13 protein-coding genes are annotated in these 13,854 nt (G+C 50.2%); 8 read left to right on the top strand and 5 right to left on the bottom strand.

Annotation, left to right across the window (positions count from 1 at the left end; translation table 11 throughout):
* Positions 1 to 207: 207 nt before the first annotated feature.
* From K0A89_06300 to K0A89_06275, 6 genes are all read left to right on the top strand, one after another.
* On the top strand, positions 208 to 828 hold the full coding sequence (locus tag K0A89_06300; protein MBW6518095.1) for an endonuclease: 621 nt from the start codon (positions 208 to 210) through the stop codon (positions 826 to 828).
* A gap of 61 nt (positions 829 to 889) precedes the next feature.
* Positions 890 to 1,531 (top strand): archaeal proteasome endopeptidase complex subunit beta, encoded by a 642-nt coding sequence (psmB, locus tag K0A89_06295; protein MBW6518094.1) that lies wholly within the window; start codon positions 890 to 892, stop codon positions 1,529 to 1,531.
* A gap of 92 nt (positions 1,532 to 1,623) precedes the next feature.
* Complete coding sequence (locus K0A89_06290) at positions 1,624 to 3,534, top strand: beta-CASP ribonuclease aCPSF1 (GenBank protein MBW6518093.1); 1,911 nt, start codon at positions 1,624 to 1,626, stop codon at positions 3,532 to 3,534.
* A gap of 127 nt (positions 3,535 to 3,661) precedes the next feature.
* Positions 3,662 to 4,240, top strand: a complete 579-nt coding sequence (locus K0A89_06285) for a GMP synthase subunit A (protein MBW6518092.1) — start codon at positions 3,662 to 3,664, stop codon at positions 4,238 to 4,240.
* A gap of 75 nt (positions 4,241 to 4,315) precedes the next feature.
* Positions 4,316 to 6,049: an adenine deaminase gene (gene ade, locus K0A89_06280; protein MBW6518091.1), complete on the top strand. Its 1,734-nt coding sequence runs from the start codon at positions 4,316 to 4,318 to the stop codon at positions 6,047 to 6,049.
* A 27-nt stretch (positions 6,050 to 6,076) separates the two neighbouring features.
* Complete coding sequence (locus K0A89_06275) at positions 6,077 to 7,984, top strand: phosphoadenosine phosphosulfate reductase family protein (protein ID MBW6518090.1); 1,908 nt, start codon at positions 6,077 to 6,079, stop codon at positions 7,982 to 7,984.
* A gap of 5 nt (positions 7,985 to 7,989) precedes the next feature.
* Here K0A89_06275 and K0A89_06270 read toward each other — a convergent pair whose 3' ends face one another.
* Positions 7,990 to 8,949: a beta-ribofuranosylaminobenzene 5'-phosphate synthase gene (locus K0A89_06270; protein MBW6518089.1), complete on the bottom strand. Its 960-nt coding sequence runs from the start codon at positions 8,947 to 8,949 to the stop codon at positions 7,990 to 7,992.
* Between the two features lie 76 nt (positions 8,950 to 9,025).
* Here K0A89_06270 and K0A89_06265 point away from each other — a divergent pair, with 76 nt between their 5' ends.
* Together K0A89_06265 and K0A89_06260 are read left to right on the top strand one after the other, a co-directional pair.
* The gene (locus K0A89_06265) at positions 9,026 to 9,928 is read left to right on the top strand and encodes a cation diffusion facilitator family transporter (GenBank protein ID MBW6518088.1); all 903 of its coding nucleotides are present in this window, start codon (positions 9,026 to 9,028) and stop codon (positions 9,926 to 9,928) included.
* Between the two features lie 21 nt (positions 9,929 to 9,949).
* A complete protein-coding gene (locus K0A89_06260; protein MBW6518087.1) occupies positions 9,950 to 10,819 on the top strand; it encodes a DUF2099 family protein in 870 nt (289 codons plus the stop codon).
* Between the two features lie 163 nt (positions 10,820 to 10,982).
* Here the strand turns inward: K0A89_06260 and K0A89_06255 are convergent, their stop codons facing one another.
* The 4 genes from K0A89_06255 to K0A89_06240 are packed head-to-tail and all read right to left on the bottom strand — an operon-like array spanning position 10,983 to position 13,846.
* Positions 10,983 to 11,852 (bottom strand): pyruvate synthase subunit beta, encoded by an 870-nt coding sequence (locus K0A89_06255; GenBank protein MBW6518086.1) that lies wholly within the window; start codon positions 11,850 to 11,852, stop codon positions 10,983 to 10,985.
* Complete coding sequence (gene porA / locus K0A89_06250; protein ID MBW6518085.1) at positions 11,849 to 13,042, bottom strand: pyruvate ferredoxin oxidoreductase; 1,194 nt, start codon at positions 13,040 to 13,042, stop codon at positions 11,849 to 11,851. The genes K0A89_06255 and porA overlap by 4 nt, the downstream gene beginning before the upstream one ends.
* Before the next feature lies 1 nt (position 13,043).
* Positions 13,044 to 13,304: a 4Fe-4S binding protein gene (locus K0A89_06245; GenBank protein ID MBW6518084.1), complete on the bottom strand. Its 261-nt coding sequence runs from the start codon at positions 13,302 to 13,304 to the stop codon at positions 13,044 to 13,046.
* Complete coding sequence (locus K0A89_06240) at positions 13,304 to 13,846, bottom strand: pyruvate ferredoxin oxidoreductase subunit gamma (protein ID MBW6518083.1); 543 nt, start codon at positions 13,844 to 13,846, stop codon at positions 13,304 to 13,306. Before K0A89_06240 ends, K0A89_06245 begins: the two co-directional genes overlap by 1 nt.
* Between the last annotated feature and the right edge of the window lie 8 nt (positions 13,847 to 13,854).

Here is a 13,854-nt window from a genome sequence, read left to right as displayed (position 1 = left end):
ATAATGCTGAGGCAAACGGCGTTGTTGCCGGACTGGTCAGGGATATCAAAAATCTCAGGCCCCTGATGGCCGGTCCTCTCGAAGTATCATCTATGGTGGAAAGTATCACTCCCCTGCTGGTCAATCTTGCTATGTACAATAAGTTGAAACACCTGGGTATAAAGTGTGTATAGTTAGACAGTATTTCATTTTACATCAGGGCATAAAATGCGTTTGATAGACATCTACGAACAATTACTTGGGATACTGGGCCACCAGAATTGGTGGCCTGCAGAAACACCTTTTGAAGTAGTTGTTGGCGCATTGCTGACCCAGCAGACACGGTGGAACAATGTTGAACAGGCCATTTCCAACCTGAAAGAGCGAGGACTGCTTGAACCAGAGACCCTGGCTGCTGCAGATACAGGTTCTCTTGAAGAGCTCATCAGGTGTACCGGATTCTACCGCCAAAAAGCCCGTCGGTTAAAGAACCTTGCTGAGTATTATTCCAGGTACAAAGATATCCTGGCAGACAAGCCTGTTGATGAACTGCGGCGGGAATTGCTTGGACTTGAAGGTGTGGGAAATGAGACCGCTGATAGTATTATCCTGTACGCCATCAACAAACCAACGTTCGTCATTGATGCCTATACCTGCCGGATGCTGGACTGCCTTGGGCTTAATGGTAATTACCGCATGCTTCAGCAGAGATTTGAATCTGAACTGGAGCATGACGTTGACCTTTTCAAAGAATACCATGCCCTGATAGTAGAATATGGTAAACAGTACTGCACCAGGCATAGGTGTGAAGAATGTGTTTTAATAAAAAACGGGAAAACTATTATATAGGACGATACCAATTAAGAACTGGAGTTAACTGATTTTCTCATTTTTTCTATGAGGTATCCACATGGTTAATGAATATGAACGTAAAGGTACAACAACTATTGGACTCGTCTGTAGCGAAGGCATTGTCCTGGCTTCCGAGAGCAGGGCTACAATGGGTTTTTTTATTGCAAGTAAAGATGCCAAAAAGATTTACCAGATAGATGATCTGGTAGGAATGACCACTGCAGGTTCAGTGGGTGATGCACAGCGCCTTGTAAAGGTCATGCAGGTGGAATCTAAACTTTATAAAATGCGCAGACAGGAAAGCATGACCATCAAAGGAATTGGAAGCCTGCTTTCAAATGTGCTTGGAGGGAATCGTTATTTCCCGTACATGGTTCAGCTTATTGTAGGTGGCGTGGACAAGACCGGGCCAAACCTGTATTCCCTGGACGCTATGGGAGGGCAGCTGGAAGAGACAACTGCCGTTGCAACAGGTTCAGGTTCTCCTATCGCCTACGGCGTACTTGAAGATAGATACAAGAAAGACATGTCTATGGATGAAGGAGTTGACCTGGCTATCAGGGCATTGCATAACGTTGTTAAGCGGGATGCAGCATCTGGAAACGGTGTAAAGGTAGTAAAGATCACGTCTGATAGTTATGTCGAAGTGGACGATGCTGTAATTGAAAAGAAACGCAAATCATTCAATGATGCTCTATGATGATCTAATGTATTAAATAAGAAAACGAATGAATTTCAAAAAAATTTTTTCAATCACTTATTTTTTCATTTTTTTAACAGGACGTAAATATAATGTCGGTAGATGACGTATTAGCTGATCTGAAAATAAAGATCATAAAGAGGCTGCCACCCGGTGTGACTATTTCACAGGTGGAATTTGAAGGGCCAGAACTGGTGATATATACTCCGGAACCTAAGAAGTTTGCAGATAACGGAGATATAGTCAGGAACCTGGCGAAGGACCTGCGTAAACGGTTGGTAGTACGGCCGGACCCGGGTGTACTGGCAGCACCAGAGAAAGTCGTGGAAACAATCGCAAAGATCGTCCCTGAGGATGCAGGTGTTTCCAACCATTATTTTGATACTGATACTGGAGAAGTTATTATCGAGGCTGAAAAGCCAGGACTTGTGATTGGGAGGCATGGCAATACGCTGCGGGAGATAACCAAGGAAATTGGCTGGACTCCAAAAGTGGTGCGAACTCCCCCAATTAAATCATCTACTGTAAAGAACGTACGCCAGTATATCAGGGACCATAAGGATGAACGAAAAGAACTGCTCAAGACCATAGGCAGGAAGATACACCAGGAAGTGACTTCAAAGGATAAATGGGTCCGGGTCACCGCACTGGGAGGTTGCAGGGAAGTTGGACGGAGCTGCTTTTTGCTTTCAACCCCTGAGACAAAAGTGCTCATTGACTGTGGTGTCAATGTGGGTTCGGATGATAACGGAACACCCTACCTGTATATACCTGAAGTAACACCCATCAGCCAGCTGGATGCAGTGGTACTGACTCATGCACATCTGGACCATTGCGGCCTGATACCTTTGCTGTATAAGTATGGATATGAAGGACCGGTGTACTGTACACCGCCAACCCGCGACCTGATGGCATTGCTGCAACTGGACTTTATCGATGTGGCTGCAAAGGAAGGCAAAACCATACCATACCCTTCAACTATGATACGGGAAACTTTGAAGCATACTATTACCCTGGATTATGGTGGGGTAACTGATATCGCTCCTGACATGAAGTTAACCCTGCATAATGCCGGTCACATCCTGGGGTCATCAGTGGTACATTTCCATGTTGGTGATGGGTTGTATAATATAGCCTTTACCGGAGACCACAAGTATGAAAAGACCCGTCTTTTCGATCCAGCAGTTAATACGTTCCCGAGGATTGAAACTATAATCACCGAGGCCACGTACGGAGGGGCCCGGGATATACAGCCCAACCGAAAGGAAGCTGAAGCTCAATTAAAGAGAATCGTCCAGGAGACTGTCGCCCGGGGAGGTACCGTGCTTATCCCTGCTTTTGCCGTGGGCAGGAGCCAGGAGGTCATGCTGGTACTTGAAGAGGCTATCCGTCTGGGTGAAATTGATAAAGTGCCTGTGTACCTTGACGGTATGATATGGGAGGCTACGGCCATACACACTACCTATCCTGAATACCTGAACAGTGACCTGAGGACAATGATCTTCCATAAAGGTATGAATCCCTTCCTTTCAGATTGTTTTATACAGGTGGATTCCCAAAAGAAACGGCAGGAGCTACTGGATAACCGGGTACCTGGTGTGGTGCTGGCAACGTCAGGTATGCTCAATGGCGGCCCTATCATGGAATATTTAAGGGCATACGGGCCTGATGAGAGGAATTCACTTGTGTTCGTAGGATACCAGGCAGAAGGTACCATGGGTCGCAGGTTGCAGAAAGGCTGGAATGAGATACCGGTACACCAGAACGGTAAATCAGAGGTCATTACGGTGAACCTGCAGGTGCAAACAGCAGAAGGGTTCTCAGGTCATTCTGACCGCAAGCAGTTAATGGATTATATCAAGAAGATGAAACCAAGGCCTGAACATGTCCTTACCGAACACGGTGATGAAAAGAGCTGCCTGGACCTGGCAAGTTCCATATACCGCAAGTTCAGGGTAGAAACCAGGGCACCCACAAACCTGGAAACCATCAGGATGATATAAGTTCGTCCATACTCATTTTTTTCCGGGTATAACGGTATCGTATACCTGGACGAAATAATAGTAGGATACTACCCTATCCCGGAATAAAGATAGTTTTATCAATTCCCTTGATAACTATACGCCACATATGACTGACCTTAAGATCCTGGTAATAAACAACTTCGGCCAGTTCTGCCACCTCATCCACAGAGCGTTGCGTGACCTGGATGTGGAGACCCGCATCATTGCAAATACCCTTTCAAACGAGGAGATACTGGCTATGGAGCCCGATGGCCTGATATTGAGCGGCGGCCCCACCATAGACCGTATAGGCCGGGCAGAGGAGATGGTCAGGGAACTGGAGCTGCCCATACTGGGCATCTGCCTGGGACACCAGTTGATGGCCAGGGCCTACGGTGGTGAAATAGCTACCGGTCAAAAAGGGGGATATGCCGCCATACAGGTAGAGATACTGGACGAGGACGAGATATTGAAAGGGATTGGGCCTGTCACCAGTGTATGGGCATCCCATGCCGATGAGGTCACCAGACTGCCTTTTGATTTTATCCAGCTGGCCCGGAGCAATGTATGTGAGGTCGAAGCCATGCGGCATAAGACAAAACCGCTGTTCGGGGTACAGTGGCATCCTGAGGTCAGCCATACAGAGAAAGGGGATGAACTGTTGCAGAATTTCTTCAGGATATGTGAGAAGGAAATAATTCAATGAATATTTCCCTTTTTACTGAACGTTACTTGCAAGATACAGGTAAATTCTTACTTCATAATCTCCAATACAGTACCCATGCACCTGACAGAACAAATCTTAGCCGGAAGGGGAAATATCAAAGCAGATACTGTTCTGCAAAAATGCCGGATATTGAATGTCAATACGAAAGAGGTCTGCGAGGCAGATATCGCAATTAGATCCGGCATTATTGTCGGTATTGGTGATGTATCTGACCTGAGAAGTGGCAGCACTGAAATTATCGACATGGACAATCGCTTTATCTCCCCCGGCCTGCTGGACGGCCACGTCCATTTCGAATCCAGCATGGTCACCCTATCCCAGTTCGCCCGAAAGGCAATGGAACACGGCACCACCGGCATCGTTATCGATCCCCATGAGATTGCTAATGTGCTGGGAAGGCGGGGCATCGAATTGATCCTTGAGGAGGCAAAGCATCTACCCTTGAACATCTTTGCCACCGTTTCCTCATGCGTACCTGCCACGTCTTTCGAGACCGGAGGCGCAACTATTGACGTGGGTGATGCCAGGTCGCTTTTGGATAATGACCTGGTTGTAGGGCTGGGCGAAGTGATGGACTTTCCTGCCGTATTGAACGGTGATGTCAGGAAACTGTCTATGATACAGGCGGCCCATGACCGTGGTTTGGTCGTTGACGGGCATGCGCCGGGACTAACGGGCCCGGACCTGTGGAGTTATATGACGGCCGGCATTTCCAGTGACCACGAATCTCTCACCTATGAGGAAGCGCTTGAGAAACTGCGATTGGGTATGGGACTGATGCTCAGGGAGGGTTCGGCTGCAAAGTCCCTCGATACCTTCCTGCCCCGTTTGCTTGAGGAAGGAGTGTCCCTTGAGAATGTGTTCTTTGTTACCGATGACAAGCATCCTGAAGATTTGCTGGCTGGCTATATGGATATGATTGTGAGAAAAGCTATCGCTCTGGGCCTGAATCCTTTAGATGCGGTGTCACTGTGCACGATAAACACGGCCAGGCACTATCGTATCGACCACCTGGTGGGTTCTATCAGCATTGGCCGCAGGGCAGACCTGGTCATCCTTGATGACCTGGAGAGTTTCAGGATACATTCGGTAATGGTTGGCGGCCATCCAGTGGAGACTCAGGCACCTGCCTTTGATTATCCTGAGTTTGTATTCGATACTGTCAGGTACAGGGAGATAGTACCCGGAGACCTGCAGATAATGAGTGCCTCAGGCAGCACCATCTCTGTGAACGTGATAAAGGTATTTCCTGACAAGATATTCACCGAGAAGGATACGGCAGAGCTTATCACTCCCGGGACCGGTATACTGCTGCCTGATATGGAATCGGATATCCTTAGTACCGCAGTTATCGAGCGCCATGGAAAAAATAGCAATATCGGCCTGGGATTTGTGAAGGGTTTTGGCCTGATATCAGGTGCTTTTGCCCAGAGTATCGGGCATGACAGCCATAATGTGATAGTGACCGGAACGAACCATACCGATATGGCGATGGCTGTGAATACCATTCGTGAGATGAAGGGTGGTATTGTACTGGTCCAGGACGGTCGGGTGCTTGATAGCCTTGCGCTGCCCTTTGCCGGATTGCTGAGCGTGCAGCCTGTGGAAGAGGTGGCAAGGAAACTGGAGAGGCTCCATAGTCTCATTTTTGGTATGGGGTGCACATTACCTGCACCGTTCATCACCCATTCTTTCATTGCTCTGCCCGTTATCCCTGAGTTGAGACTGACAGATATCGGTCTGTTCGATGTGAAGAGGTTCGAGGTTATTGAAGTTATAAACGGTTGATAAGCAAGAGCACAATCAAGGAACATCATGAAAGGACAGCACACACAAAAGCCATTCAATCCGGGACAGGAAACATCCGTGTACTGGTGCCCGGATTGCAATATACCGCTTATTACAAAACAGTGTTCACTCTGCAATTCAACAGGTGAGCGCATTGAACTGGGACCGCCCGGAGATGTGCGGTTCTGCTCACCCTACGAGCGCAGTGTCCTGCATGACATCCTGACTAAAAACTATGGCACCGACCCGCTGGGTGAGCGCATCATCCTGCTGAATAAGATAGGGGGCGAGGACAAGACCGACCAGGTGATAGTGGACGGGATGATGCTGGGTATCCTGCGGTTCGACCTGAAATACCTGGACTGGCGCCTGGACCTTTCAAAGGATGGGGGCACTCTTATGGCACAGCATACCGGTAACCGAACTGTTGAACTCTCTGACGTGAAGGGACATCTCAGTGGCAAGACCGTTGGTTCTGATATGATACTGTGGTGTTCAGATGATATCAGCGAGGGTGATGATGTGATTATCAGGAGCGGCAACATGACCGGTGTGGGTACGTCCCTGCTGGATGCAACAGGTATGGGACAGGCAGGTGTTCCTGCGGTCAGGGTAAGGAAAATAGGGAGGGGTCTGGTCCGGTTGAAGACGGCAGTCCCCACCATGGACGATATCGTTAAAGCCAACGCTCCAGCCATCAAACAACTGGGACGCGACGCTATGAACACTATAAAGGGCCTGGCACACCAGCAGGAATACCGGGGCAGTACCGTGTATGTTTCATTTAGCGGAGGCAAGGACAGCCTGGTTGTGCTTGACCTGACCCGCAGTGCCCTGAAACGTAGCCCTAAGGCATGTTTTATCAATACGGGCCTGGAATTTCCCGAGACTGTGGAATACGCACGAACGTTTTGCCGCAACAATGATATTGAGCTTGATGAATTGGATGCAGGGGACGTATTCTGGGAGCATCTGCCCAACTTCGGTCCCCCTGCCAAGGATTACCGGTGGTGCTGCAAGGTCTGTAAACTTTCCCCTGCCAGCAGGATTGCACAGGAGGGGAAGTATTTGACCATGGACGGCAAGCGCAGGTATGAATCCTTCAGCCGTGCCCGTATCCCTCCAAAGGAGGAAAATACCCTGGTACCCGGCCAGGTGAATGTGTATCCCATCCGCGACTGGCGTGCTCTTGAGGTGTGGCTGTATATCCACTGGCGGGGACTGGAGTATAATCCCCTGTACGATGAGGGGTTCGAGCGGGTGGGCTGCTGGCTGTGCCCCGCGGCCCTGGGCGCAGAGTACCGGCGCATGTTTGAGCTGCATCCCGACCTGTACGATAGGTGGGATACCTACCTGCATGACTGGGCCAGGCACAGTGGGCTTGCGCCCGGGTATATTGACCGTGGGTTCTGGCGCTGGCGCGAGCACCCGCCGAAGATGCAATTGCTTGCCAGAAAGCTTGGTATTGATGTTGTCCCGCGGGATGCAGTGAGCGAGGCTTTCCAGATATCGATGGTCTCAGGTGTCTCTCCCTGCAAGGCGGGCGGGTATAGTATCGAGGGGAGTGCCAGGGGGGTCAGGCCTCCGGATGCGATGGACATGATGAAGATGGTGGGTGAGGTCCGGTATTCTGAGGACCTGGGTGTGCTGGTGGTCCGGACCCGGGAGGGAACTGTAAAGGTGTACGCAGATGGTACCTTCCAGGTCAACGGGGGGGACCGGGTGACGACCGAGCGGCTCTTTGAGGTGGCGGCGCGGCAGTTGATGAAGGCGGTGAAATGTACCGGGTGCAGGATATGCGAGAAAGCCTGCCCAAGACATGCTATTTCTTTTGAAGATGGGCATATCAGGGTGGATGATAGATGTGACAGGTGCGGGAAGTGCGACGGAGTGTGTGTTGTCACACGGTATAAGGGCGGGATCGGGACCGGGTAATCACATTACGCGCCCTCTTTAATCGTAATTTTCGCTCCCGTATTCCTTGCCACGGTAACAAAAACCTGCCCTCCGATAGTTGAATCCAGGAATTCGGTCACTGCTTTCTTCACTTCCCCTGGCTCCTCGGCCACAGCATAGACCGCCGGTCCGAACGAGCTCATGCCTGCACCACAGGCACCCTGCTCTCTCATAATATCCATGCAGCGCCTGACCTCATCGGTCTGCAGGCCTACTTCCCGCTCCTTGAACCCCACCTCCTGGATTCGGTTTATCGCATCCCCGAAAGCCTGCATGTCAGCTTCGATAATGGAAGGAAGCATGTTCATCAATATGATATGGGACACTGCCTGCACTTCACCAAGGGGGATCGGGCAGTAGTGTTTAAAAATATCAACCTCTCGCTGGGATGAGGCGCCTTTCAGGTCAGGTATGGCCACGACCAGGGGCCAGTCAGGGAAATCATGCCTGAACAGCACAGGTCCCGGTGGTACCTTACTGGCAGACGAGGGAGAGAATGCCCCCTTATCAGCAAACCGGTGCCCTCCATCCACAATGAACCCACCGTGCTCGAAAGCCTCTACACCGATACCGGATGTCCCGCCCCTGGCAACCTTAACCGCCACCTCACGCACGGTCAGCCCCAGGTCGAACACAAGGTTAACGCACCAGCCGGCGGCCAGCGCGCTCTGTGTCCCGCTCCCCAATCCAACGTGGGCGGGAAAGGGTTGTTCCACTTTGATATGGATTCCCTTCCCTTCAGGAATAAGAACCTCGGCCGCGGTCTTAATTCGCTTCAGGTCACCAGTGCCGGTTACGAACACGCCCTCGTTTGTTTCGGTGGCCGACAACCTCATAGACGGGTCGTCCAGCGTCAATCCCGCACCGCCGTCCACTCGTCCCAATTCCGCATTCAGGTCGATAAGCGTGAAATGCAGCCGGGATGGGGTGTTTATCTGTATCATCACCAGGAAAGACTGCGCTTTATCGATATAAAACTTAGGAAATGAGTATTACCAGGTATTATTATATAGTTGTATTATGAGCGGGCATGACCACCATAACCACCACGCTACCAGGACAGAGAAAAACCTGAGGTATGCCATCTATGCCACCTTCTCCATCTTCATCCTGGAAGTTGCAGGCGGTCTCTATGCAAACAGCCTTGCCCTGCTCAGTGACGCAGCCCATATGTTCATGGACGTGTTCGCACTGGTCCTGACCTATGCAACTATCCAGATCGCGAAGAAGCCGTCCAACCACCGGGTGACCTTCGGTTACCACAGGCTCGAGATATTTTCGGCGCTCATCAACGGATTAACATTACTTATCATCTCGGTGTTCATTGCCAGGGAGGCATATGTCCGGTTACTCGTACCGCCTGAGGTCAGGGGGATGGAGATGCTGGTCGTAGCTGCTGTAGGTCTGCTGGTCAATTTGTGGGTGACCACACGGCTTCACGGGCACCATGACCTGAATGTCAGGGGAGCCTATATGCATGCTCTTGGTGACACCTTGAGCAGCGTCGCCGTTATTGCAGGTGCCCTTATCATCCTGTTCACCGGCAGTTCAATTGCTGACCCGGTGCTGAGTTTTATAATCATAGCAATTATACTGTTCGGGTCTGTCAGGCTCATAACCGATTCGTTGCATATCCTGATGGAATCCACACCGAGGCACATTGACATCAAAGAACTGGTCGGGGCAGTGAATTCAATTGATGGTGTGCAGGACATTCACGATATACATCTGTGGAGCGTATGTTCCAATATTCATGCATTAAGCGCCCATATCCTTGTGGGTGACATGCATGTATGTGATACTGTTGATTTGATCGATGCCATCAACAACGTGCTGGCAGGGAAATTTAATATAACACAGACCACATTCCAGTTTGAGAGCATTGAATGCGGCAGACTCCTCATACATGGAGTAGAACATTAATAGAATCCAGGAAGTTGATTTATGCATCCCCGAAAAGACAGACATGTTATGGAAGCCCTGGGCAAGACCAGGGTTGTAGTGGAAGACGGCAAGGTCGTAGAAGTCGGAGAACCGAAGACTGATTATTGTCCTATCTTTGCCAAAGTCAGGAACATCACCCAGTTCACTCCCGAATCCGTGAAAGGTAACATCGAGTTCCGTATTGAGGATTTCGGTATGTTCACTGCCCGGCGGGAGATAGAGATGGAGATATTTGTGGGGTTCGGGGCAAGCGAGACATTCATGACCGCCCTGCACAGGGGATTGCTGGACGCCTGTGTAACTGCCTGCGAGGGCGCTGGTACCGTGGTCACCAGCAGTCCAACCCTGGCTCAGGGCATAGGCAGCAGGATATCAGGGTTGGTCGAGACCTCGCCTATTCCGGAACTGATAAGCCGGATAGAAAAGGCGGGCGGAACCGTGCTGGACCCTGAGACAGCTGCACTGGACCAGGTTGCAGGCGTGGAAAAAGCCATCGACATGGGGCATACGCGTATAGGCGTTTCGGTAATAAGTGCATCAGATGTCAGGAAAATGCGCCAGCTTGAGAAAGAACACGGTGTGGAGATCGTTACCTTTGGTGTTCATGTTACCGGCATGGGTCATGAGGAAGCGAAGGAGTTGATAGGACTGGTGGATATAACCACAGGTTGCAGTTCTGGTTCAATCAGAGAACATATCAAAGGGCATGTTCTGGCTCAGTTCGGCACTGCTATACCCATTTTCGCCATCACCCAGCGAGGCAAGGAAATGCTGCTGGAGCGGGCAAAAGAGGTCACTGACCCGGTGCTCATCAATACCATGAAACTACCGGTACTGCCAGAGGACAAACAACCAAGACCCCTTATTTAAATAAAAATAAGGCCAAAAAGAAAAGTTAATAAACTATAATGGAGAATAATGTCAATTAGGCAAAGGTCGAGTAGAGTTTATCCCCTCATATCCCGTTCATAACCCGACTTTTGCCTTCATTGTTTTATTCAGGATAATCAGGGAATGAGTAATAATTCCACTATTACAGACCGTAATGCTTGATGTTCCATTCAGCTATGGCCTGGATCTTTGCTATTGCTTCATCCCCGCCTTCCATGGTGAACAGGTGCCTGAACCTGCCCTGTGCTTTCAAGTATTCTTCCACAGGCCTGGGGTTTTTCACTTTCCTGACACTGGTTATCTCGCCATCTACCTGCTCGTACATTGGCCATAGAGCAGTTTCAACAGCAAGTTTGCCGATCTCCACGGTCTTGGAAGTATCGAACCTCCAGCCGGTAGTGCAGGGCGCATGGGCATGGATGTACGTGGGACCTTCAATATCCACAGCCTTTTTGACCTTTCGCATCATGTCTTTTGGATATGCAATGGATGTAGTTGCCACATAAGGTGAACCATGGGCTGCTATAATGGCAGGCATGTTCTTCTTGGGCCGAGAGTTTCCGAAACTCTGTCTGCCGGGAGGGCTCGTGGTGGTTGACGCATTAAAAGGAGTGGCTCCACTGCGCTGCACACCCGTGTTCATGTATGCCTCGTTATCGATACACACATAGGTGATATCGTCACCTCGCTCGAAAGCACCTGATATTGCCTGCAAACCGATATCCACGGTAGCGCCGTCACCACCCATTGCCACGACTTTAGTATTCCCTTTTCGCCCCAGGGCCCGCAGGGCAGCTTCAACACCCGAGGCCACAGCTGCCGCATTCTCGAACAATGAATGTATCCAGGGTACTTCCCAGGCTGATTCAGGGTACGGTGTGGTCATTACTTCCAGGCAGCCGGTGGGATTTATTACTATAGCATCATCGCCTATTGCTTCTAATACGAAATTTGCAGCCATGGCATCACAACATCCCGCGCAGCCCCTGTGTCCGGGAGCCAGTCTGCTCATACGAGTTCACCTCGCAGATCAGCAAATTCACTCTCAACCGTAACGCCCGAGCGTATCACCTGTTTGGCCTTGTCAATTATCATCCTGATGTTCCTTCTTGGAATGTCACGGCCACCGTGACCCAGCATGAAACCGATGACTGGCGTTCTAATATCTGTATTGTACAGGCACGATTTCACTTCAGTGCATAATGCGCCTTCATTAAGCCCCAGTGAGATGTTCTTGTCCAGTGTTACGATAACAGCGGCATCACCCAGCACCTTGCGGATGGCATCCACAGGGAAAGGTCTGAATGACCGTACCTTGACCAGTCCGACCTTGACACCTTCGCTACGGGCACGGTCTATCACGTCCTTGATGGTACCGACAACCGAACCCATAGCCATTATCAGGATTTCGGCATCTTCAGCTTCATAGGTATCAATAAGCCCGCCATAGTAACGACCGAACATTCTGTTGAAATCGTCAGCAGCTTTCCCTATCTTCTCCAGGGCAGCATCCATCCCTTTTTGCTGCAAATACCTGAATTCAGTATACGTAGAAGGGTCAGCGAACGCACCAAAGGTCCTGGGATTTGCCGGGTCAAGGATATGTTCTGGCTCAAACCCGGGCAGGTATTCATCGGTCAGATCCTGTTCCAGCAATATCACGGGCTCGTATACATGGGACAGGATGAAACCATCCATGCATACCATGGCCGGCAGCATGACATCGTTATCCTCTGCCACCTTATAGGCCTGTGCTGTCATGTCTGCCGCTTCCTGGGTATCTTCGGCGAATAATTGCATCCAGCCGGTATCGCGCTGGGAGATACTGTCCTGGTGGTCATTCCAGATATTGATGGGCGCGCTCACAGCCCGGTTTGCCACGGTCATGACAATGGGCAGCCGCATACCTGCAGCGTTGAACAGCACTTCATGCATAAGTTCAAGTCCCTGGGACGTGGTGGATGAATAGGTCCTGGCGCCCGCAGCACTGGCACCCACCAGGGTTGAAATGGCAGAGAACTCGCTCTCCACGTTGATATATTCACAATTCGGTATCTCACCGTCAGCCATGAACTGGGACAGGTCTTCCACGATATGGGTCTGGGGTGTAATGGGATATGCTGATATTACATTCGGTTTGCAGACCTTGACGGCATGTGCCACAGCATAGGAACCTTCTACGACGGTCATCTTTCCGGTCATTTTATTTCTCCTCCAGTACCATTTCTATGGCATCTTTCGGGCATTCGTTGGCACAAATGCCACAACCTTTACAAAAATCAAAATCAAAGACAACATACTTGTCTTCCTGCTCAATGACACTACTGTCCGGACATAACAGGGAACACAGCCCGCATTTTATACATTTGTCCTTATGGTACAGTGGCCTGAAGTTCCTCCAGCCACCGGTCTTATTGGCCCTGGTGGTACCAGGTTCTACTACTCCGCCAATAGTGATCTTCATTATTTAGCCTCCATGAGTTTATAGGCTTCAAGTACGGCCAGGGAATTCTTTTCGCCCACCTTACCCGGGAAGCGTTGCGCCACAGCGTTCTGGATGCTTTCAACCCTGATCTCGCCAGTGGCACCTGCAAAAGCACCCAGCAGGATAGTGTTTACGATGGGGCGTCCAATAATATCAAGAGCTATCCTGGTTGCATCTATTGTCATGACCTGTGCTTTTGTGTCAAGTTTGAAGGTATCAGGCGAGAATTCTGTATTGATAAGTATCTTACCGTCAGGTTTTGCTCCTGCAGCTACGTCTACAACCTCGATCAATGTAGGGTCCTGTACTATTATATAGTCAGGTTCATATATCTGGCTACGAAGCCTTATCGGTTTGTCGTTGATCCTGGTAAAGGCTGTAACCGGGGCACCTCTGCGCTCTACCCCGAATGCAGGGAACGCCTGGCTGTATTTCCCGTCTTCAAATGCAGCCACCGCGAGTAGTTCGGCTGCAGTGACAGAACCCTGTCCTCCGCGGCCATGGATGCGTATTTCCTTCAAGTAAAGCT

The sequence above is a fragment of the ANME-2 cluster archaeon genome (genome assembly GCA_019429385.1).
GTDB lineage: Archaea > Halobacteriota > Methanosarcinia > Methanosarcinales > Methanocomedenaceae > Methanocomedens_B.
This window is presented reverse-complemented; position numbering and strand designations above follow the sequence as displayed.